The sequence below is a fragment of the Leptolyngbya sp. 7M genome, assembly GCF_018128485.1.
This window is the reverse complement of sequence record NZ_CP070897.1, coordinates 1952788-1973938: the sequence shown is the minus strand read 5'-3', so window position 1 is coordinate 1973938 and position 21151 is coordinate 1952788. Positions and strand designations below refer to the sequence as shown.

Genomic DNA, 21151 nt, shown 5'->3' with positions numbered 1-21151 from the left:
ACTTCTATTTCAGATTGAACTTATCGATGTCCTATGTGGCAAAATCGTTTTGATGCATTTTAAGTTCACAACTGCAGGCGAATCTCACGGACCGGCACTTATTGCAATAGTAGAAGGAGTGCCCGCTGGTCTTCGAATAGAGTCTGTTTTGATCGATCGGGAACTTTGGCGCCGACAGCAGGGTTACGGACGCGGCGGGCGAATGAAGATAGAATCGGATACGGTTCAGATCCTCTCCGGCGTCCGCCACGGCAGAGCCATTGGATCACCTATCGCGCTTATGATAGAAAACAAAGATTTCGTTCATTGGCAAGACATTATGTCGCCATCTGAGTCCGGAATTACCGAGTCTGATCCTGTTGTGGTTGAAAATGCAGATGCTCCGCAGGTGCGGCGTGTTGTTACCCGACCACGGCCCGGGCACGCTGATCTGGCGGGCGGCCAGAAATTCCAAACCCGTGATCTGCGCGACATTCTGGAACGTGCTTCTGCCCGTGAGACCGCGGCTCGTGTCGCTGCAGGTGCGATCGCAAAACAGTTTCTTGCTGAGTTCGGCGTAGAGATCAAAAGTCATGTGGCAAAGCTCGGATCTGTGCCTGATGTGCCGTTGGAAGCAAGCTGGGACACTATAGCTGCCATTAAAGAGGAATCGCCTCTTCGCTGCTCAGACATTACGATCGAGGCCAAAATGATCGAAGCGATCGATGCGGCGAAAGCGAAAGGAGATACGCTTGGCGGGGTTTTCGAAGTAGTAGCGCGGGGTGTTCCCGTCGGTCTCGGCTCACATACGAGTTGGGAAGAGAAGCTGGATGGTCGCATCGCTCGAGCTATAATGTCGATCCACGCCGTCAAAGCTGTCGAGGTCGGTTCTGGTATCACAAATGCCGCCAAGCCGGGATCTGAAGTTCACGATGAGATCTATTTGGATCTCTGGTTGAAAACCCGACAAAAGACGATGTGCAAATTCCAGCGATTGATGCTGGCGATCCCGGTTTTGTTCGTCGCACCAATCGTGCGGGAGGACTGGAAGGTGGCATAACCAACGGAGAGGAGATAAGAGTTCGTGGATATATGAAGCCTATCTCGACTCTGCGAAAGGCCCTTGAGTCAGTAGATATAAATACCAAAGAACCTTCACTGGCTGCATTCGAACGTTCCGACATCACCGCCGTCCCAGCGGCAGGCGTGATCGGAGAGGCGATGCTCGCCGTGGTGCTTGCCAATTCGATGCGCGAAAAATTCGGCGGCGATTCGATGGATGAGATCGGAAGGACTTTTGAGAGTTATAAGGAAATGTTGAGAACCTACTAATTTGCTGGTGGAGCTGCCGAAACATTTACCTGATCTGCTCCCGATTCCATCGGGTTTCAGACATTCGCCCAGTATGACAAAATATAAACTATGAAAAGCTTCCCCGTTTCCCAGAACGTTGCCCGGATGCAGGCGTCGTCCACCCTGAAGGCAGCGCAGACCGCTGCCGCACTGCGTGACACAGGCAAACAGGTAATTGACCTGACAGTCGGTGAACCTGATTTTGATACGCCGGAGTTCATCAAGCAATTCGCTATCGAGGGTTTACAGAAAGGACTTACTAAATACACCTCGAGCGCGGGGATGAAGCCGTTTCAGGAAGCGGTCGCAGGGTTTTTCAGTGAAAGATTTGGTTCATCGTTTTCCGCATCGGCAGTTGCCGCGTCGTGCGGCGGCAAGCAGGCATTATTCAACGCTGCCTGCTCTATACTTGATCCGGGCGATGAGGTCCTGATCCCGAAGCCTTATTGGGTCACATTCCCTGAGATCGGGGCATTTTGCTCTGCAAATAATGTATTCATCGAAACTGAAGAAACGGATTTCGTCCTGACCGCTGACCTAGTTAAAGATGCGATCACCGACAAGACAAAACTCCTGATAATAAATTCACCGAACAATCCTACCGGACGTGTCATCCCTGCGAACGAAATGCGGCGGATCGTCGAGACGTGTGCAGAGAATGATGTTTATGTGTTGACCGATGAATGCTATCTCTTCTTTGCGTATCCTCCAGCTCAGGTTTTCACATCAGCGGTCTTGCCTCCGGAATTGCTGGAATACGTTTGTATAGCAGGAAGCTTTTCGAAGACATTTGCTATGACCGGATGGCGTATCGGATTCACTATCGCAAATGCTGAATGGACGAAACAGATGGTCAAACTGCAAAGCCATTCTGCCACTCATCCGGCCTCATTCGTGCAATATGCCTGCGCAAGAGCCTTGAATGAACGCGAACAGATGATGACCTCGGTCGGAGAGATGCTCGCCGAATACAGGGATCGAAAAGAATGGCTCATTCCTGAATTGAATCGAGTTCGTGGATTCAAATGTGCCATGCCGGAAGGGGCATTCTATGCCTTTGTTGATGTGAGGGAGTTGCTCGGTGATGACTTTCGAACGTCTGCAGATGTCGCCGATCATCTTCTCAATGAGGCTTACGTAGTCGTTACCGACGGGGCCGGATTCGGAGCAGACGGTTTCCTGCGTGTATCTTATGCAAGCTCGATGGAGAACCTTGAACTCGCGGTTAAAGGAATAAGAGGTTGTTTTAGCGACAGTTCTGTTACAGCACCCTGAAAATAAATATCACGTATTAGAGGTGTCCCCTCCTTCATTTTTATTTGTTTTGATCATTGCTGAGAGACATTGAAAAACAGTAATTAACGAAAATAGCTTGCATTTCTTATGTGGAGCTTGGCAGGCCTGTCGATCGTTACACTGAAAGATTATTTATGGTCAGACCTGATAGATCAGAGGACTATCTGATGACCGATAAGCAGACCTGTTTTTTAGATGAGCAGGCTGTGGGTCAAGAACGAAACTTTACGATCAATCCATTGGGGCCGACAGCCCAAACTGCGTTGCGGCCTTTTACAGCGACGGCGTTCAGATTCTCGTTCCCAACGTGTTTCCACGTTTTGCCGCCGTCCGCAGAGATGTCTGTACCATTTGTACCAACCGCGATGAGAGTTTGTGGGTCAATATAGGCAATAGCGGAGCGATAACCGTTTAAACCGTTTCCGGCAGTCCAGGTTCTTCCGCCGTCAGAAGTAAAGGCAAGGTTGTTTTCGCTTTTTTCCGGCTCTTGATAATTGCCGCCGACAATAACGCCGTTTTTTGCATCACGCATCGCGATCGAAAAAATGCCGCTTCCGGGTGAGCCTTTGATCAACGGGGTATCCGCGACGAACCATGAAAGACCACGATCATTTGAGCGAAATACCCTAGCATCACTTCCGCCCGAAACGAGGAAAATGTCATTCTTCCGTATTGACCCATCGTTTTTTTGGTTTGATCATCTTGCTTGGCGTCCTGTTGGCGATCTTCCAGACGATATTTTCGTGGGCTGCGGTTCCGATGGACCTGATGGATCAGGGCTTCGGAGCACTGGCAGATACAGTAAGATCATCGATGCCAGAGGGTATTTTAGCCGACCTCCTGGCAGATGGCATAATTGCCGGCGTTGGTGGTGTGCTTGTCTTCCTTCCGCAGATACTTTTGCTTTTTCTTTTCATTTCGATACTTGAAGATTCCGGATATATGGCGCGTGCGGCATTCCTAATGGACAAATTAATGAGCCGCGTCGGGCTTCATGGAAAGGCTTTCCTGCCGCTTATAAGCAGCTTTGCCTGTGCGATCCCGGGAATAATGGCAACGCGGACGATCGAGAATACGCGTGATAGATTCGCTACGATATTGATCGCACCGTTTATGAGCTGTTCGGCAAGGCTGCCGATCTATACGCTTATGATCGCAGCGTTCTTTTCTTCTCAGCTCGTTTTTGGGTTCCTATCGCTGGGCGCGGTGATAATGCTCGGTATGTATCTTTTGGGCATTGTCGTAGCAATATTGGCCGCATTCATCTTCAAGCGAACTATTCTCAAGGCGCCGCCGCCGCCTTTCATTATGGAAATGCCGCCCTATCGGATGCCGAACGTCCGAACCGTAGTCCAGAATATGCTGGAACGCTCATGGTTGTTCGTTAAACGTGCCGGAACGGTGATCCTTGCCATATCGATAATTCTGTGGGCATTGGCATACTTCCCAAGATCCGCTCAACCCTCCGCAATAACTGACACGGATAATGCCGGGCGGATCGCAGAATCTCAACAGCTTGCAAATAGCTATGCTGGAATGCTCGGACACGCGATCGAGCCAGTTATCGCACCGCTCGGATTTGATTGGAAGATCGGTGTGGCCTTGATCGCAAGCTTTGCGGCGCGTGAAGTGGTCGTTTCTACATTGAGCATAATCTACAGCGTTGGGAAGGATGCGGATGAGAGCTCAGAGACATTGCTTTCCGCTATACGGAATGCAAAACGTGATGACGGTTCTGCAGCGTTTACCCCTCTGACGGCGATAACCCTGATGGTATTCTTTGTACTGGCGATGCAGTGTATGTCAACTATGGCAGTCGTACGGCGGGAGACGAATTCCTGGAAATGGCCGCTGTTTATGGTCGCTTATATGACAGCTCTCGCATACGTCGGTGCTCTGATAACATACCAAGGCGGGAAGCTGTTAGGTTTTGGATAGCCTATGGATCTGCAGAGCATCGCCGTTTCTCTGATCGTCGCCGGATCGCTACTTTATTTTGGTGTGCGTTTAGCGCGCCGATCGCATCAATTCAGGGTCAAGCCCGGCTGCGACGTTGATTGTGGCTGTGGCTCTCAGGATGCCGAACGATCTTGAACGCAGACCGCACATTCCTTACCGCAGGCGTTAGAGCGATGTTTCTCTCTACGCTGTCATTTTCGCTCGCAAACGTTTTTGTAAAACAGGTCTCACATCTTCCGGCGATGGAAGTTGTGTTCTTTCGCTGTCTGCTGGCAACTATATTCTGCCTGATCGGGCTTTACCACGCCGGTGCGGATTGGAAAGGATCGAATAGAACATTCCTCCTGTTAAGAGGGATATTTGGAACGCTTGCCCTGGCATTGTTCTTTATTACTGTTCAGAATATTCCGCTGGCTTCGGCGATGACCATCCAATACCTTTCACCGATCTTTACTACAATAATCGCGATATTCGTTTTGAAAGAGGGCGTGCGTCCTGTCCAATGGCTGTTCTATGCGATCGCCTTTTCGGGAGTGTTATTGATAGAACGTTTTGACCCAAGAATATCCTGGTTCTTTTTGCTGATAGGAATTATCTCGGCATTTGGTTCGGGGGTCGCTTACAATCTGGTCCGCAGCCTAAAAGGAAAGGAACACCCGCTGACAATAGTCCTCCACTTTCAACTTGTAGGGGTGCTTGTGGGCTTTGTTTCGCTATTCTTTGATTTCAAAATGCCGACTGGCTGGGACTGGCTATGGCTTTTTCTGATCGGGGTTTTCTCTCAATTGGGTCAGATATTTTTGACGAATGCTTTGCAGAAAGAAGCCGTTGCCGGTGTCGCTATAGTGAACTACACTGGCCTGATATATGCAGTAACGATCGGCTGGATCATATTTGGTGAAGTCCAGAATATCTCATCGTTAGCCGGTATGTTTTTTGTTGTGCTCGGTGTTTTCCTTAGCGTGCTTTACAGCCACCGCCAGCGTGCTATAGAAAAGATCGAAACGACGGTAGGTTGATCAATGACCAGATCTAAGACCATCATACGGTCAGCAGTGTTGACCGCAAGCGATACGCGTCACTTGGATAACGATGTCTCCGGCACAATTCTCGTTGGATTGCTGGTCTCAATCGGAGCGGAGATAGTTGATCGACGCATAGTTAAGGATGATCTGGATTCCATTCGCCAAACGCTGACTGAATTCGTGATCCGAGACGACGTTAACCTTGTTCTAACGACCGGTGGCACCGGATTCTCACCGCGTGACAATACGCCGGAGGCGACGTTATCGGTCATTGAACGCCAAGCTTCAGGAATTGCTGAGGCTATCCGCAGAGCTTCGATGGAAAGGACACCCATGGCGATGCTTTCCCGCGGTGTCGCAGGAATTTGTGGCAACACGCTTATTATCAACTTTCCCGGCTCTCCGAAGGCCGTTGCAGAATGCTTTGATGTCATCAAACCGATACTCCAACACGCAATTGACCAGATATCAGACTCCAGCTTCCATTAAACGATCCCCAAATTCCCGCAGTTGGAGTTTTTGGCAGTTTTTTGTATCTTCAAAGCCATGAAGCGACTGTTCATCTTGCCGGTCTTTATTGTGTCTGTCGGTCTTTTTTTCATATCGACGAGTGCCCAGACATCTGTTAGTGAATTAAAACTTTTAGGATTAAAGGAACCGGTAACGGTAATTCGTGACGGACGCTGGGTGCCATACATTGAAGCAAAGAGCGAGGCCGACCTGATGTTTGCACAGGGCTACGTTACGGCAAGCGATCGGCTTTGGCAAATGGAGATGATGCGGCGGGTCGCGCGGGGCGAGACGGCGGAACTTTTCGGCAGGATCAGGCTGGATGAAGACAAGCGTTGGCGACGATTCGGTTTTTCAAGTATTGCTGAGCAAACTTTGAAAGAAACGGACAAGCCGCTTCGCGAAGCGTTAGAGCAATATGCTCGCGGAGTAAACGCCTACATCGATTCGCTTACGAGTGAAACCTTGCCTCCGGAATTCAAGATATTGCAAGTCAAGCCTCGCCATTGGACGCCAGCAGACTCTATCGTTATTGGTAAAATACTCGCTGATGCATTGAGCACGACCTTTCGTGCGGACCTGATCCGGGAATCTCTGATTGGCTTTGATGCTGGAAAACTTGCCGACCTGACAAATCCTATAAGCCGCTATGACGTCATCCTTTTTGGCAAAGACGTCGAAAAGGGTTCTTTAAACACCGGTTACCCTCCATCCGTCGATAACCGCTCCGATCGATTGAATGCTCTTCTCGCGATTGCTGACGAGCAGATGCGGGTTAGAAAGAGCTCACTTGGATCGATCGGGCTTTATGCTGAGGATCTTGCGGCAAGCAACAACTGGGTTATTTCCGGAAAACGAACAGCAGACGGAAAACCGATCCTTGCCAATGATCCACATCTTGCACCGACGGCTCCGGGTATTTGGTATATCGTTCAACTTGCGATGCCTGGCAATCGAGTTGCGGGTGTTTCGTTGCCCGGTGTTGCCGGCGTTGTTCTAGGTCATAATGAGCACATCGCGTGGGGTGCAACGAACGTCGGTCCCGATGTGCAGGATCTGTATCACGAAGAGTTCAATTCAGAGGGTAAGTACAGGACACCGACCGGGTGGGCAGAGCCGAACATCAGACGGGAAGAGATCCGCGTCCGTGAAAATCTTCTAAGCCCGAATACAGTCGCCGAAAGCTTTGAGGTAAAGGAAACAAGAAATGGACCGGTAATAATCGAAACCGGCGGACAGGTGCTTTCGCTCAAATGGACGGCATTGGATCCCAAGAATCGAGAGTTCGATGCTTTTTATAATCTAAATCGAGTTCGGGATTGGAATGAGTTCAAGAAAGCACTCAGCAATTACGGAGGGCCGACGCAGAATTTTGTTTACGCCGATGTAAAGGGGAATATCGGTTGGCACATAGCCGGAAAGATCCCGATCAGGAAGGAGGGGGACGGCGGCCTACCCTACAAGGGAGCCACCTCGGACGGCGACTGGATCGGATGGATACCCTTTGATGAATTGCCGAATCTGTATAATCCACCCGCAGGTTTTATAGTGACAGCTAATCAGCGGATAGCCGGCACAGGGTATAGGTATCCGCAGCTTATTCGAGATTTCGCACCGCCGTGGCGTGCTCGTCGTTTGCAAGATCTGTTGTCTGCCGATCCCAAGGCTACGATGGATTCGACAACGGCCGCACAGATGGATTCTTACAGTATTCCCCATTCGATGCTTGCTAAAGAGATCGTTGGGTTGGGCTCCGCTTCAGAAGATACCATCAAGATACTTAGGGAATGGGATGGTCGAATGGTGCCGGGATCCCAGGCCGCGTTGCTTGTTAATGAGATCCGAACCTGCGTTTCAAACAAAATAGCTGCCGCGAATCGTCCGGTTCCCGCGAACATCATACGTGAACGGCTTTTGCATTGGATTATAGGTGAAAATGTGAAACGCTGGCTCCCAGCAGGTTATGATGACTACCCATCACTTTTGAGGGCATGCGACACCGAAGCAGCGGCGGCATTTACGAGGTCTTACGGAAACGATCGCGGCCAATGGACATTCGGGAAAGTAAATCCTGCACGTTTCCAGCATCCGCTGGCGGCTGCGCCGCTTGTCGGCGGTCAATTCGCGACGCCGTCAGCGCCGACACCAGGCACTGGATCGACACCAAATGTCGGATCAGGAGTGTCTATGCGATTGATCGCATCGCCCGGGAACTGGGACGCCACACGTCTTGTGATCCCATTAGGTCAAAGTGGGCTTCCCAATTCTCCCTATTACAAAGATCAATTCGAATCTTGGTTGACCGGGATGCCAGCGGTCCTTCCTTTCTCTCCGGAGAGTGTAAAGAAGGCGGCAAAAAGTGAACTGCGGTTGGTTCCGTAGGAGTTGGGGAACATTATCCCTGTCTGTCCTGTTCAACAGCCGTGAGGAAATCGGTGAGGATCAATGCTGCGGCTTCGCTGTCAACCCGATCACGGGTTTCGCGGAGAGAAATGCCTCTTTCCCAGAGCTTCGCTTTTGCTTCATAGCTTGTAACTCGCTCATCTTGCAGGAAAACTGCGATCTCCAATGAGAGTTCAAGTTTTCTAGCCATATCACGAGCCTCCGCAGACATCTCGCTTTCAGTTCCGTCGGATGCGAGCGGCAAACCAATCACCAGTGCCACGGCATCAAACTCGCGAACGATGTCCTTGATGTCCGCAAGCAGGTTTTTCCAGGAAGTTCTCTCCAAGCGACGGATCGGACGCGCAATTGTTTGCGATTCATCAGATACAGCCACACCGACCCGTTTCATTCCCGGATCAATGGCAATGATCCGCCCAGACAATGGAAAGGCACAACGTTCTGCAATCTGCTGGGGATTAGTTGTATCTATTTGTTGCGCCACGTAGTTCGATGTTGGATAATTTTTGAAAAGCGGAAATGCAACCAGTACGTATTTTCGCCCGTAGTATCAAAGAGGTAATTATATGTCATTTCGTGGAAAGATGTGGACCTTGCTAGTCTCGTCGGCAATTGCGTGCTATGTGATGATCGGCGGCTTACCCTTTGTGGGCAATCTGCTTCAAACGCAGGCTCAACAGCCGATCAATGATGCGAACGCGCAGCTTAGGTTATAGGAGCTTTTGGGCACTAGAGCGTTAATCGTTTTTCCGAAATTCATCAAAGTGAGGAACCAATTTAAGTGGTCTATCACGTTTGAGAACAATAATGTAACAGGGTAATTTAAGTATTTACTTTAAGACTGTTTTGTGGTAGAAAGTTTTCACACTTTAGTTTTTCTTTGTCCGAACATTCGCGTTTGTGCGAACTTCGTCGGATTTTTTAATGGGGCCGGAATCTAATTTTGACCGGCTATTGGAGTAAAGAGCTTGTAGGAGAATATTATGTCTAGATTCCCCCAACGGAGTATAGGAGCGCTGTTGAGCGCGTCGTTATTGATAGTTTTACTTTTGATCCCGGTAGATTCGCTATCCCAAACCGGAACATCTTCGAACGAAACGATCCCGTCCGGCTCGCTGATCATAGCGATGGATAATGAGATGCAGGGTAATGCAGGGTCAGGCTGCAGTGGTCCCGCATTTAACTTGAAGGCTTACGGTTTAGCTGTACGTCTACTTCACAACAATATCCCGCTAAAGTGGGCTATCGCTAATAAGGCGTCGAAAGATGCAACTGATTTCACTGCGAATGTTACCCGGATCTCGGGACAAAATTGTCTTACAGGGCCGGCAGATAGAAACTTCGCCGGAGGTCCGTTGATAATTACACAAGAATATGCGGCACTGGCAAACCCGATAATAACTACATTCAACAATGAGATCTCAGGGACCGCCGACGATGTCCGCGTATATCAGACGAATGCACAGATCACTGCTCCGATTCGTTATACCCTGACGCACAAGCCGCTGGTTGCGGTAGGCCCTGTGAACGGCGGTTGGGGCGGAGATCCGCACACGGTGCTTTTTAACGAGGCCAAACTTCAAGGTTATTTTGCTCCTGTTCAGGACATCGATATCGGCACGAACAGTTGCTACACGATGGCTACTCAGGCCCACGCAACCTCAGCTCCGTTTTATAACGCTTTCAAATCATTCGTTGAGAACGGAGGGAATTTCCTGATCCAGTGCGAATCAATAACTCATTATGAGCAAAACCAAAGCCCAAGATTTCTATCAGCCAATGGTTTTGACTTGTTTGGAGCCAGCAGCCAATTCCCGAGCAGGCCTACGGGTACTGACTCCACCAACCAGATATTTCCTAATCCATCAATGCCGTTCAATCAGTTCGTAGGGGCATTTCCGGGCGATGTTGGCGGTGCCGTTTCAGAATGGAGCGTTGTAGGCGGTTTCGGCAACTATTGGAATGGTGCGGCCTCTGCGGTCCGCAATAACAATTCCGGATGGACGAATACTGATATTGCAGCCATCGGAAAAATTCCAACAACAACCGGCGGCGGTGGACACGTAATGACGCTCGGTGGGCACGATTACTATCGCGACACCACTCCGGCCAATGCGAATCTTGTTCGTCGGAACGCTCAGAGGATGATCTTGAACGCAGTACTCATTCCTGCAAGACGTCCGGCCTGTGCTTTGAGTATTCCTGTGGTGCGCGGTTACAAAGCGGTTAGGATGCATACCAATACCGGGCCTATTACTCTCTCCCCGGGCGATACTGTTGAATGGACCATTCAGTATATCAATGCTGGGCAGGCTCCGGTCGTAAATTTCCAGATCAATGATCCTTTGGAAACTCCGGATCTTACATTTGTATCACCGCTTACGATGACCCTTGAAGGAGGAGCAGTTGCAACCTTAAATCCTTCATATAACGGGATCGGCGTTACAAATATGCTTCAGCCCGGAGCGGCACTACCTCCCGGAGCCCGCATTACTATCAGAGTAAAAACCGTGGTGAACAATTATGGTGAACACCTAAATCAGGCCACCGCGACCGGTACAGGAATGCCGGACGGCGGAGTGAGAACGGATACGACCGACAATACCCCCCAGCCAACGGTTGCTGGCTACTCGGTCCATTGTACGACGAGTGACTGTTTCTCTCAGGTGGGTTATCAAACGCCTTCGGACTCCGATCCTACTGGTATAGCTCTGCTGAATCCCTCATCAGCCCCCGTTGATATTGGTGGCCGTGTTGAGGATGATGCTTCAACGGGACTCGCTCGTGTTAGTGTATCGATAGTGAACCCGGAAAATGGCCAATCCTGGACCACGATGACCAACACCTTTGGTTATTTCAGGTTTGAAGGAATTCCATCGGGCGAGTTCTATGTGGTGTCAGTTAATAATCCACGTTACTACTTCCCGGAACCCAGCATTGGAATAAGCGTGTCTGATTCGATCTTTGATCTTAGATTCGTATCCGGCACTCAGCAAGGAAAAGGCTTGGTGAAGGAAGTTGAAGTGAAAACTTCAGGCAAGACCGGCAAATGGTAGGTACAGGCGCTGGCCTAACTTCCTACATCTTCGAATAAACCTTAGCAGCCGTTCAATTGAGCGGCTGTTTTTTTATTATTTCTCAGTCGCGATCTCAATTCGCTCTGATATATCCAACGGCTTATCGCTTGAAACGTCGTGTTCAATATTTTCGCTTCTCAGCCGATTCTCCCATGCAGCCTTGATGAAGGATGTAAAAAGAGGATGCGGATCAAGAGGTTTTGACCTGTATTCAGGATGGAACTGACAGGCGATAAAGAACGGATGGACATCCCGCGGCAGTTCAATTATCTCCACGAACTTCCCGTCCGGCGAGATGCCGCTGAAAACCATGCCTTGGCCCTCAAGCACCTGTCGATATTCAGGATTAAACTCAAAACGATGCCGGTGACGTTCACTAATGCGTTCTGCACCGACATATACTTCACGTGCAAGAGCCCCCTCCTTTAGGTCGCAATCCCACGCGCCGAGCCTCATCGTGCCGCCGAGTTCATCAACTCCGACAAGATCGCGTAGCTTGAATATTACGGGAAATGGAGTGTTTTCATTAAATTCGGTCGAATCCGCATCGCGGAGACCGCATTCGTTGCGGGCAAATTCAATGCAGGCGGTCTGCATTCCAAGGCAGATACCAAAATATGGCGTGCCCGAACGCCTGGCATATTTTATTGCCCGAAGCATTCCGGAAATTCCGCGTTTGCCAAAGCCTCCCGGAACAAGTATAGCGTCGAAATCCTGAAGGTCGCTCTCGTAATTTTCCTTCATCAGATTTTCGGATTCGATCCAGGTAACATTCACCCGCAGATCATTCGCGACGCCGGCATGGGTCAGGGCTTCGCGCAGCGATTTGTATGAATCTTCCAATTCTACATATTTGCCGACGATAGCAATACGGACAGCTCCGGCGGAAGGATCTTTGATCGTGGCAACTAGGTCACGCCAACGTTTCAGATCAGAATTCGGGAACTTCTCGCTCAGATCAAGGTCCTGAACGATCAGCTCATCAAGCCCTTGTTCATGGAACGCAAGCGGAACTTCATAGATCGTGGGAACATCCAGAGCGGAGATCACGGCATTTTCCTGCACATTACAAAACAAGGCGATCTTCCGTCGCATATCCGGCGATATCGGCCGGTCAGCACGGCACAGCAGAATGTCCGGAGCGATACCGATCTCGCGAAGCTCGCGAACGCTATGCTGCGTCGGTTTTGTTTTCAGTTCGCCCGCAGCGGCAATATACGGCACGAGCGTCACGTGTATAAAGATCGCGTTTCCACGGCCAACTTCGTTGCCCATCTGACGTATCGCTTCCATAAAAGGTAAGGATTCGATGTCGCCGACCGTGCCGCCGATCTCAACGATCAAAACATCCGGGTTATGCATATCCGCGACCGTGCGAACTGCCGCCTTGATCTCGTCCGTAATATGCGGAATTACTTGGATGGTCTTGCCGAGATAATCGCCGCGGCGTTCCTTTTCGATCACGGAAAGGTAAATGCGGCCGCTGGTCCAGTTGTTCGCCTGCGAAAGTTTGGCGTGAGTAAAGCGTTCGTAATGGCCGAGGTCGAGGTCAGTCTCCGCACCGTCATCCGTAACGAAAACCTCTCCGTGCTGAAATGGCGACATCGTACCCGGATCGACATTGATGTAAGGATCAAGCTTCATCATCTGAACGCTCATTCCGCGTGCCTCTAGCAAGCAACCCAGCGAACTCGCCGCCAAACCTTTACCAAGGCTGGAAACCACACCGCCCGTTACGAAAATATACTTGGTCATATTCTTGTATCTTCTGATTAAGCTACTATTTCATGTGCCTTTTGCTCAGCTTCAAGCAACGCACGGACAAGTTTTAGATCAGCTTCCGTATCGACGCCAATCGACCGTGAGATCGATTCAACGGCTTTTATTCGCGCACCATTTTCCAAAGCGCGAAGTTGTTCGAGCATTTCAGATCTTTCCAATCGCGTCGTCCGCATTTTCGTGAACCTCAAAAGAAACTCTCGGCGATAAACGTAAAGACCTGTGTGTTTATGAAACGATCTTAATAGTTCCGGCTCGTGCTGCACGGCATTCACTAGATCACCGCCGTGCCGCATTGCTGTCTCTCGTGGAAACGGTATCGGCGAGCGTGAGAAGTAAACCGCATTGCCATTTTCCCCGACCGCGATCTTCACGATGTTTGGATCCAAAAGCTCCTCAATGTTACCGATCTTTTCGAAGGTCGTCGCCATCTCCGCCGATGGTTCGTCGATCAAAGCTCGAACCGCCTGATCGATCGTTTCCGGCGAGATCACCGGTTCATCGCCCTGTACGTTTACGATGACCGAAAATTCGGGTAAAGCTTCCGCAACCTCTGCAACACGATCACTGCCTGATAAATGGTCGGCCCGGGTCAAAAGCGCTTCGTGTCCAGCATCCTCAGCCGCTTTAAGAATACGTTCGTCGTCGGTGGCAACGATCACGCGCGAAACCGATCCGGCCTCCCGGGCACGATCCGCCGTATGCACGATCAAAGGTTTGCCCACAATTTCAAGCAGCATTTTGCCGGGCAAACGGGTAGATGCATACCGGGCAGGTATGATCGCGACTACGTTTTTTGGTGGATTTTCCCCGTGTCTCTCCACGGGCTTTCAGTTTATCCACCTTTTTCATCAATTACAAGAGAGGATCTGCGATACTTGGCGGCTGGCTTTTGTTTGATTAGACTTTTTACGTGGAAGACGCACATAACCTAGAAAGTTCCGTTACTGCTAACCGAAATACCGAAGCAGCCTATTCACCAAACAACCCTCCTTGGGGTGGCTGGGCTGCCTTTGGCGTGTGGGTTGCCAGCATCCTGTTTATCGTTGTATTTCAGAATCTTTTCCTCGCTCCGTACGTTTTCGCGAGTAAGGTTCCGCTCAACGACCCAAACGCCATCCTGGAGTTTTCCAAAACGGACCCGATCGCGGTCCTGCTAACTTTTGTCTCGGTCATCCCGGCACATATTTTTACATTTGTTCTGGCTTGGCTTGTAGTGACTAGGTTCCGGCGATTTTCATTTCGCGAGATGCTTGGCTGGGAGTGGGGCGGTTTCAAGGTATGGCATGCTGTCGCTCTCTCGGTTTTGTTCTACCTTATCGCGCTCGGTGCTGTGCAAATTTTCGGCGACGTTGAGAACGACCTCGATAGAATGCTCAGGTCGTCTTGGTACATAAAGTACGTCGTGGCAGTTATTGCGATCCTGTCGGCTCCGCTTGTCGAAGAGGTCGTATATCGCGGGGTACTTTATTCAGCATTTCAGAGGGCATTTGGCGTCGTGATCGCGGTGGTTGCGGTAACGCTTTTATTCTCGCTTGTTCACGTAGCTCAATATAGTCAGAATGCAACGCCGGATTATGCTGTAATGAGCGTGCTCACATTATTAAGTCTTTTGCTGACTTTGGTGAGGGTTTGGACCGGTAATCTATTGCCGTGCATCGTGCTGCATCTGGTGTTCAATTCATTCCAATCTGTCGTGATGATAGCAGAGCCATATCTTTCAGCACAATAAAACAAAAATGGCGGACCAAAGCCCGCCATTTGTCTAAACTAAACAATTTTTATGGCCTGCCGCCGCGAACTTCGCCGCGTCGATTGATCAATTGATCTGAACCGCTCGAGCCGGATTTAATGGTGATCTCAGCGTCCGGGGGAAAAACCATTCCTTGGATCGCCTTTACCCAACCCGACTTTCCGTCGTCAGCATTACTTCGCCTTCTACCTTGATGATCGATACAAGTGTCTCGATCCCATTCATAGCATTTTCTCCTTTCTGTAACGATTTATGTATAAAGGCCTTAGGGACGATTGTTCCACAACTAAAATCTATCCCAATGCTAAAAAGGATGTCCCCACCCGGTTGGGCGGTAATTTGCTTCTACGCTTAAAGACGTTTTCCAAAGCCATCTTCGGTCAAAGATGCACCCTGGTCTATCGAGATCTGATAAGACGGCATACCATCGATCGGCTTCCTATCTGGAGCGAAAACAAAAAGTGGGTTAACTTTATTGGGTATAGTTTTTTGGTGAACAATGATTCTTTCGTTTTTCCTCATCTCTATCATTACTGCCGGAGGAATGGCGATCACTTATCGCCTGGCTGACGAAGAACCGTTACTCTGGCGGCTTGCGGCGGGCTGTGTAATAGGTTCTGCGATATACGGTACCGCCGGGGCGATCATCGGCCTGGTATTTGGGTTGACTACTGTTTCTGCGGCACTTCTTACCATGGGAATGCTGCTTCCGCTGCTATTATTTTTGAACGAGAGCGATCTCCGGTCATTCGCGCGCGACCGCATCAAAGCAGCAGAGCGGTTGCAAGGGAAAAGCTTCCAGAGACTGCTTCCATTTCTTTATTACGCATTCTTTTTTGTTCTGTTTCTGCTCTTTTTTGAGCGGGCAATGTTCCTTCGCGAAGGAGCCATTCTTACCGGTGCGTCGAATAACCTTGGCGATCTTGCTTTCCATCTAGGTGCCATATTCTCGTTTACCGAAGGAGCGAATTTTCCGCCGGAGAACCCCAACTTCGCCGGGGCAAGGTTTTCATACCCTTTCATTGCGGACCTCACGACGGCTTATTTTGTAAAACTCGGGGCTGACGTAAGTGACGCGATGCTTGTCCAGAATGTTGCGTGGGCTTTTTCGCTACTGATCATTCTTGAACGGTTCGTTATTCGGTTACTAGATGATCGGATGGCGGCTCGGCTAGCTCCATTTCTGTTGTTCTTCAGCGGAGGGCTTGGCTTTATTTGGTTCTTTGGTGATTGGTCCGCACAGCAGAAAGGCTTTATAGATTTCCTTGATTCGATCCCGAAAGACTACACGATCGGCGATCAATTTCGTTGGGGTAACTCGCTTGTCACCCTATTCATAACACAACGAAGTCTTTTGCTCGGAATGCCCATCACTTTGATCGTTCTCGGGTTTCTTTGGCGATGGATCTCTGCTTCAAGATCGGACCAAGAAACAGGAGGGGACGGCAGGTCGATGCCCCGACCGGGGTTCAGACAGCTGGCCCACTACGTTTCTATCGGTCTTCTCGCGGGAATGCTTCCGCTGGTTCATCTGCACAGTCTTTTTGTTCTTTTTGTTGTTACCATCGTGTTCTTTGTGTTTCGTCGCGATCTGTGGGCGCAGTGGATAGCTTTCGGCATCGGTGTCTGCGTCGTGGCGGTACCGGAATTGTTGTGGTCTATAACAGGCAGCGCGTCTAGTGCCGGCGATTTCATTTCACGACATTTTGGCTGGGATTCGCGTGATTCGAACTTGATCTGGTTTTGGTTCAAGAATACCGGGCTGTTCATACCTATGCTGATCGCGGGTGTATATCTAGTTTGGCTGCAGATCGGTTCCATGCCCGCAACGGATGCATCAGGTGAGGTTAAAACGAAGTCTAAGAAAAAAAGATCGGTGCAAGAAACTGCTGTCGGGATCGTTCCCAGAGCAAATCCGCTGTTACTTTTTTATGTTCCTTTCCTCTTGCTTTTTGTTGTCGCAAATCTATTCAAGCTTGCACCGTGGGAATGGGACAACATTAAGGTATTGATCTATTGGTGGATCGGGTCTATTCCATTTGTTGCTTATGCGTTAGCAAGTCTATGGCGAAACGAGAATGCGTCACGATATCTAGCTCCAATTATATTTATGGTGCTGATCTTTTCCGGAGCGTTGGACGTATATCGTACGGTGTCAAAGCAGATAAATATTACCGTGTTTGATCGTGAAGCAGTAGAGATCTCCGAAGCGATCAAAACGCGAAGTGCATCGAGTGCAATGGTGCTGTCTGCTCCAACTTACAATACGGCAGTCGTGCTTTCGGGCCGCAGGTCGGTAATGAGGTATCCGGGACATCTTTCGTCGCACGGCATTGACTACACGTCGCGTGAGAACGACATTAGGACGATATATTCGGGCGGGCCGGAGGCAGATAGCTTACTTGGGAAATACGGTATCGATCTGGTCCTTTTCGGTCCTGAGGTTGCCAATTTTGCTAATGACCGCAACCGGCCATTTGCCTTGAATGAGGAGTACTTCAAGAAATATCCGCAGCTAGCGGCAACCGGACAGTATCGGATATACAAGATAAAGTAGGTGACGATAGCTTAACTACGCTTCGATGAAGTTTTGTGAAGATGAAAGGTAATAGTCAACCGGAGGATGCAAAGTCGTTCACGAATTCTGGGACCGACCTACGATGGATAGCAGTCTGCTCGGCCGTGGCGGTTGTTGGCTTTCTGCTGCGGTTTGTAAATCTTGGGGTAAAGCCGCTCCATCACGATGAGGGAGTTAATGGCTGGTTTCTAACGAACCTAGTCCGGCAGGGCACATACGCATACGATCCTGAAAACTATCACGGCCCGACCCTTTACTACATATCGCTCGCATTTGTAGAAGTTTTTGGATTGGAGACGGTTTCCATTCGCTGGAGTGTTGCCATCTGGGGGGGGCTGATGGTACTGCTCGCGCTCTGGCTTAGGCGATACATTGGCAGTATCGGAAGTCTTTTCGCGGCGCTGTTCCTGGCGATATCGCCGGGAATGGTCTATATCTCGCGGTATTTTATTCACGAGATATTCTTCGTCTTCCTTGCCTTGGCGGTAGTTATCTCAATACTTCAGTTCATTGAACGTGAGAAAGCCGGACCGTTTGCCGTGTTCTGGACGGGACTTATCCTGCTTGTATGTTTTTTTCCGGGCACCTACGGGATCGCCGGCGCAATTGCCGATGAAGGGGTACTATTTACGGTAGTTCAGGTCTTTGTTTTCGCTGTTGAGACAGTTCTGGTGCTCCTCATTCTTCGCTCGCTGCTTTCGTGGCGAGACGGACGCCCGATATACGCATTGCTGGCTGCGGCGAGCGCTTCGCTTATATATGCAACCAAGGAGACGGGGTTCATCACGCTCGGCACGATGATGCTTGCGATCGCGTGCGTGATCCTATGGGAAAAGATCGTAAAAGCTTACTCACTAAAGGCGAATACTTCTAGATCATTGATCGCGATCTTTGCTCTTCCCGTGCTCGTTGGGTTGTATAAATATGATCTGGTGTTCGATGGGATCGAATGGTTCTATACAAATTACGTGAAGGATCCGTCTGGAGAGGTCTGGCTGCATTATTTGATAGCAGTGCTGACGATGTCTGTAATAGCTGCATTTGTTTATTTTCTCGGCTCACAGCAAGTCAGTGACAGGATCGACGAAAACTCGGAACCAAGTTGGCCGAAATTCCGAGCAGCATTGGGTACAGGTATCGATCGTTATTTGGTTGTGGTCGCATCGCTCACACTGTTCGTCTATCTGTGGGTTCTTTTTTTCTCGTCGTTTTTTTCATTTCCTGAGGGAGTATCACGGTCATTTGAGGCCTACGCGATCTGGGCAAAGACAGGCAACCGTGATCACACGCAGGGCGGGCCGTTCGGTTATCTTCGCTGGTTAATGGAGATAGAGGCACCGCTTCTAGTATTGTCGTCGCTCGGGCTACTGATCGCGTTAATAAGAGAACGTCACAGAACTGCTTTATTCATCGGATTTTGGTGGTTTGGTCTTTTCCTCGCTTATTCCATCATTCCTTACAAAACGCCGTGGCTCATGCTTTCATTCACACTCCCGATGTGCCTCTCGGCGGGCTATGCGATAAACGAACTTGCCAGCTCGAAGGACATAGCCAATCGCATAGTAGCGGGTGTTCTTGCGGCTCTAGCGTGCGTGATCTTATCGTGGCAGGCATACGACCTAAATTTTGTTAACTATGATAACGAAAAGCTGCCATATGTTTACGCACATACGGACAGGCAATTCCTATTTATGGTCGCGGAGATCGAACGATTCGCCGAACTTAGCGGGAAAGGAGAGCAGGCAAGCATCAAGGTAGTTTCGCCGGATTATTGGCCGCTCGTTTGGTATATGCGCAATTATCCGAACACCGGGTTTGGCGGAACAATGACCGATCCTGACGGTGCCGATATGATGATCGCCAAGGCAAATGCACAGGAAGTCGAGGCCCAGCGGCGTTTCGGACGCGACTACCTGCATTACGGAACATATAAACTGCGTCCCGGTGTGGAACTAATGCTCTGGGTGCGAAAAGATATTGCAGCGAAACCAGCGAAGGGAATAGCTACCGAGGAAATTCCGTGATCGATGGTGTAAGAACGGGCACGCGATGCCCATCAGATCCTAATATTACCGATCTTCTCCGGTTTCTTTTCTGATGTCGGTTTCAGGTAGGGAGCATTATTCTGAGAACGTTTAGCGGATTCGCCTTCAGAATGCCACTTTAACCATTCGGCGGGAGCATCAAAGGTCTCTCCGCCATGTTTAGTTATTCGTGGTCTGATGCGGCAAAGGACCGGTGTGTTCGTTCCAACTCCCGCAATTATCGCTTGGCCCTTTGTGAGAGCCGGTAGCTCTGCCAGCATTGAGCGCCCGGCACCTTCGACCGATTGAGCGATCGTTTGCTGATCGATCGGATTCACGATGCGCATAATTATCTGCGTCATACACTGTGAAAGAACGTCCTGATCCAGCTTGCCCGGCCGCTGCGTTATAAGGCCAATGCCCACGCCGAATTTTCTCCCTTCACTGAGTATTTGTCGGAGGACCTTCGTTGAAACAACACTTGCGCCTGCAGGTGCGAACCTATGAGCTTCCTCAAGCAATGTAAAGACGGGATAATCCAGAAAATTTTCGCCCGAGGCAGCTTCACCGCGGGTGGTAAGCACTCTTGCCTTATTCACGCGCCTTAGAAGCGTTCCTACTATCACTTGCTGTTCCTGCTGTTCAATATCTGAAAGATCGAGGATCGTTACGCGGCCCGGACGGTAAAGTTCTGTGAGTTCAAGATGCTCGTGCGGGTGAAAGATAGAATCATTCCTATCGAAGCGTGAATCAAGCCGCCAAAGCAATCCTTGGATCGAAGAAACATTCCCACCGTCGCCCGCGTCACGGTCGTCTTTGCCGTATTGCTGTTTCGCGACCTCATCGCGGAGGTCTTGATAGCTGTAGAGATATTCGCGTCTCCCCTCTGCCGTAAGCCGTTCCCGAAGACTTCGATAGGCCTGCCGTAGAAAATGCAGCATTTTGTCCGATGTTCCTTCGGGCAGCAGGTAGCGGACATCAGCATCTGTCAGGCTTGAAAATCTGACTCGGATGCGGTCAGGCGTATAGATCTTCACCTCCGGCAAATAGCCGTCTTCGCCGCTGAACGTTTTATCACCTTGAATAGATGCCAGAGTGTGATATTCGCCGTGGGGATCTACAATTAGCACCGCGGCACGATTGTAGGAATTCAGAAGCTCTTCGATCAAAACTCCGGCGGTATAGGATTTCCCTGAACCCGTTGAGGCAAGGATAGCGAGATGAGTTGATACGACATCACGTACGGAAAGCACGACGGGTACTTCACCCGGTTCACGTGTAAGCAGCGAGCCGATATGAGCCGATCCGGTTTCCGAAACACGCTTCGCACTCAACATCCTCGACAGGGTTTCACTGGAGGCCAGGAAAACCCGATCGCCCGGCATCGGCGGGATACGCGGATATGGGCATTGTTA

At 50.0% G+C, this 21151-nt stretch carries 18 protein-coding genes; 13 read left to right on the top strand and 5 right to left on the bottom strand.

Translation table 11 applies throughout. The features are described 5' to 3' along the window. Nucleotides 1–52: 52 nt before the first annotated feature. From aroC to JVX88_RS09335, 3 genes are all read left to right on the top strand, one after another. Entirely contained in the window at nucleotides 53–1039 is a 987-nt protein-coding gene (gene aroC / locus JVX88_RS09340) for a chorismate synthase (RefSeq protein ID WP_263975483.1), read from the top strand. Continuing rightward, complete coding sequence (locus JVX88_RS42980) at nucleotides 958–1311, top strand: chorismate synthase (RefSeq protein WP_263975482.1); 354 nt, start codon at nucleotides 958–960, stop codon at nucleotides 1309–1311. The genes aroC and JVX88_RS42980 overlap by 82 nt, the downstream gene beginning before the upstream one ends. A gap of 90 nt (nucleotides 1312–1401) precedes the next feature. Continuing rightward, nucleotides 1402–2607 (top strand): pyridoxal phosphate-dependent aminotransferase, encoded by a 1206-nt coding sequence (locus tag JVX88_RS09335; protein ID WP_211627061.1) that lies wholly within the window; start codon nucleotides 1402–1404, stop codon nucleotides 2605–2607. 232 nt (nucleotides 2608–2839) lie between these two features. Here JVX88_RS09335 and JVX88_RS09330 read toward each other — a convergent pair whose 3' ends face one another. Continuing rightward, nucleotides 2840–3202, bottom strand: a complete 363-nt coding sequence (locus JVX88_RS09330) for a WD40/YVTN/BNR-like repeat-containing protein (protein WP_211627060.1) — start codon at nucleotides 3200–3202, stop codon at nucleotides 2840–2842. Between the two features lie 98 nt (nucleotides 3203–3300). On the opposite strand from JVX88_RS09330, the gene feoB reads away from it, so the two are divergent. Genes feoB through JVX88_RS09305 form a run of 5 tightly spaced genes read left to right on the top strand, consistent with a single transcriptional unit; the run spans nucleotide 3301 to nucleotide 8504 of the window. Continuing rightward, complete coding sequence (gene feoB, locus JVX88_RS09325) at nucleotides 3301–4566, top strand: ferrous iron transport protein B (RefSeq protein WP_211627059.1); 1266 nt, start codon at nucleotides 3301–3303, stop codon at nucleotides 4564–4566. 3 nt (nucleotides 4567–4569) lie between these two features. Next, nucleotides 4570–4722, top strand: coding sequence for a hypothetical protein (locus JVX88_RS09320; protein ID WP_211627058.1), 153 nt, complete (start codon nucleotides 4570–4572; stop codon nucleotides 4720–4722). Beyond that, complete coding sequence (locus JVX88_RS09315) at nucleotides 4719–5606, top strand: DMT family transporter (RefSeq protein ID WP_211627057.1); 888 nt, start codon at nucleotides 4719–4721, stop codon at nucleotides 5604–5606. Before JVX88_RS09320 ends, JVX88_RS09315 begins: the two co-directional genes overlap by 4 nt. A 3-nt stretch (nucleotides 5607–5609) precedes the next feature. Then, nucleotides 5610–6101, top strand: coding sequence for a molybdenum cofactor biosynthesis protein B (locus tag JVX88_RS09310; protein ID WP_211627056.1), 492 nt, complete (start codon nucleotides 5610–5612; stop codon nucleotides 6099–6101). Nucleotides 6102–6158: 57 nt separating this feature from the next. Further along, nucleotides 6159–8504: a penicillin acylase family protein gene (locus JVX88_RS09305; RefSeq protein ID WP_211627055.1), complete on the top strand. Its 2346-nt coding sequence runs from the start codon at nucleotides 6159–6161 to the stop codon at nucleotides 8502–8504. A gap of 13 nt (nucleotides 8505–8517) precedes the next feature. On the opposite strand, the gene ruvX is transcribed toward JVX88_RS09305, so the two are convergent. Then, nucleotides 8518–9009, bottom strand: coding sequence for a Holliday junction resolvase RuvX (ruvX, locus tag JVX88_RS09300; RefSeq protein WP_211627054.1), 492 nt, complete (start codon nucleotides 9007–9009; stop codon nucleotides 8518–8520). 82 nt (nucleotides 9010–9091) lie between these two features. Between ruvX and JVX88_RS09295 the strand changes: the two genes are divergently transcribed. Both JVX88_RS09295 and JVX88_RS09290 read left to right on the top strand, forming a co-directional pair. After that, nucleotides 9092–9241, top strand: a complete 150-nt coding sequence (locus JVX88_RS09295) for a hypothetical protein (protein WP_211627053.1) — start codon at nucleotides 9092–9094, stop codon at nucleotides 9239–9241. A gap of 267 nt (nucleotides 9242–9508) precedes the next feature. After that, complete coding sequence (locus JVX88_RS09290) at nucleotides 9509–11581, top strand: carboxypeptidase regulatory-like domain-containing protein (RefSeq protein WP_211627052.1); 2073 nt, start codon at nucleotides 9509–9511, stop codon at nucleotides 11579–11581. A gap of 75 nt (nucleotides 11582–11656) precedes the next feature. Here JVX88_RS09290 and JVX88_RS09285 read toward each other — a convergent pair whose 3' ends face one another. Beyond that, nucleotides 11657–13357 (bottom strand): CTP synthase, encoded by a 1701-nt coding sequence (locus tag JVX88_RS09285; protein ID WP_211627051.1) that lies wholly within the window; start codon nucleotides 13355–13357, stop codon nucleotides 11657–11659. 17 nt (nucleotides 13358–13374) lie between these two features. Continuing rightward, nucleotides 13375–14205, bottom strand: coding sequence for a 3-deoxy-manno-octulosonate cytidylyltransferase (gene kdsB, locus JVX88_RS09280; protein ID WP_211627050.1), 831 nt, complete (start codon nucleotides 14203–14205; stop codon nucleotides 13375–13377). An 89-nt stretch (nucleotides 14206–14294) separates the two neighbouring features. Between kdsB and JVX88_RS09275 the strand changes: the two genes are divergently transcribed. From JVX88_RS09275 to JVX88_RS09265, 3 genes are all read left to right on the top strand, one after another. Beyond that, complete coding sequence (locus tag JVX88_RS09275; protein ID WP_211627049.1) at nucleotides 14295–15113, top strand: CPBP family intramembrane glutamic endopeptidase; 819 nt, start codon at nucleotides 14295–14297, stop codon at nucleotides 15111–15113. Nucleotides 15114–15633: 520 nt separating this feature from the next. Beyond that, nucleotides 15634–17691, top strand: a complete 2058-nt coding sequence (locus JVX88_RS09270; protein WP_211627048.1) for a hypothetical protein — start codon at nucleotides 15634–15636, stop codon at nucleotides 17689–17691. Nucleotides 17692–17732: 41 nt separating this feature from the next. Then, on the top strand, nucleotides 17733–19736 hold the full coding sequence (locus JVX88_RS09265; protein ID WP_211627047.1) for a flippase activity-associated protein Agl23: 2004 nt from the start codon (nucleotides 17733–17735) through the stop codon (nucleotides 19734–19736). 32 nt (nucleotides 19737–19768) lie between these two features. Here JVX88_RS09265 and JVX88_RS09260 read toward each other — a convergent pair whose 3' ends face one another. Next, nucleotides 19769–21121: an ATP-binding protein gene (locus tag JVX88_RS09260; protein WP_211627046.1), complete on the bottom strand. Its 1353-nt coding sequence runs from the start codon at nucleotides 21119–21121 to the stop codon at nucleotides 19769–19771. Nucleotides 21122–21151: the final 30 nt, after the last annotated feature.

Excerpts from the sequence above, each read along its gene's own strand:
- JVX88_RS09305 (WP_211627055.1), top strand. The coding sequence starts at position 6,159 with ATGAAGCGACTGTTCATCTTGCCGGTCTTTATTGTGTCTGTCGGTCTT.
- JVX88_RS09290 (WP_211627052.1), top strand. The coding sequence starts at position 9,509 with ATGTCTAGATTCCCCCAACGGAGTATAGGAGCGCTGTTGAGCGCGTCG.
- JVX88_RS09285 (WP_211627051.1), bottom strand. The coding sequence starts at position 13,357 with ATGACCAAGTATATTTTCGTAACGGGCGGTGTGGTTTCCAGCCTTGGT.
- JVX88_RS09265 (WP_211627047.1), top strand. The coding sequence starts at position 17,733 with ATGAAAGGTAATAGTCAACCGGAGGATGCAAAGTCGTTCACGAATTCT.
- JVX88_RS09335 (WP_211627061.1), top strand. The coding sequence starts at position 1,402 with ATGAAAAGCTTCCCCGTTTCCCAGAACGTTGCCCGGATGCAGGCGTCG.
- JVX88_RS09295 (WP_211627053.1), top strand. The coding sequence starts at position 9,092 with ATGTCATTTCGTGGAAAGATGTGGACCTTGCTAGTCTCGTCGGCAATT.
- JVX88_RS09260 (WP_211627046.1), bottom strand. The coding sequence starts at position 21,121 with ATGCCGGGCGATCGGGTTTTCCTGGCCTCCAGTGAAACCCTGTCGAGG.
- JVX88_RS09310 (WP_211627056.1), top strand. The coding sequence starts at position 5,610 with ATGACCAGATCTAAGACCATCATACGGTCAGCAGTGTTGACCGCAAGC.
- aroC (WP_263975483.1), top strand. The coding sequence starts at position 53 with ATGCATTTTAAGTTCACAACTGCAGGCGAATCTCACGGACCGGCACTT.
- JVX88_RS09270 (WP_211627048.1), top strand. The coding sequence starts at position 15,634 with ATGATTCTTTCGTTTTTCCTCATCTCTATCATTACTGCCGGAGGAATG.
- JVX88_RS09320 (WP_211627058.1), top strand. The coding sequence starts at position 4,570 with ATGGATCTGCAGAGCATCGCCGTTTCTCTGATCGTCGCCGGATCGCTA.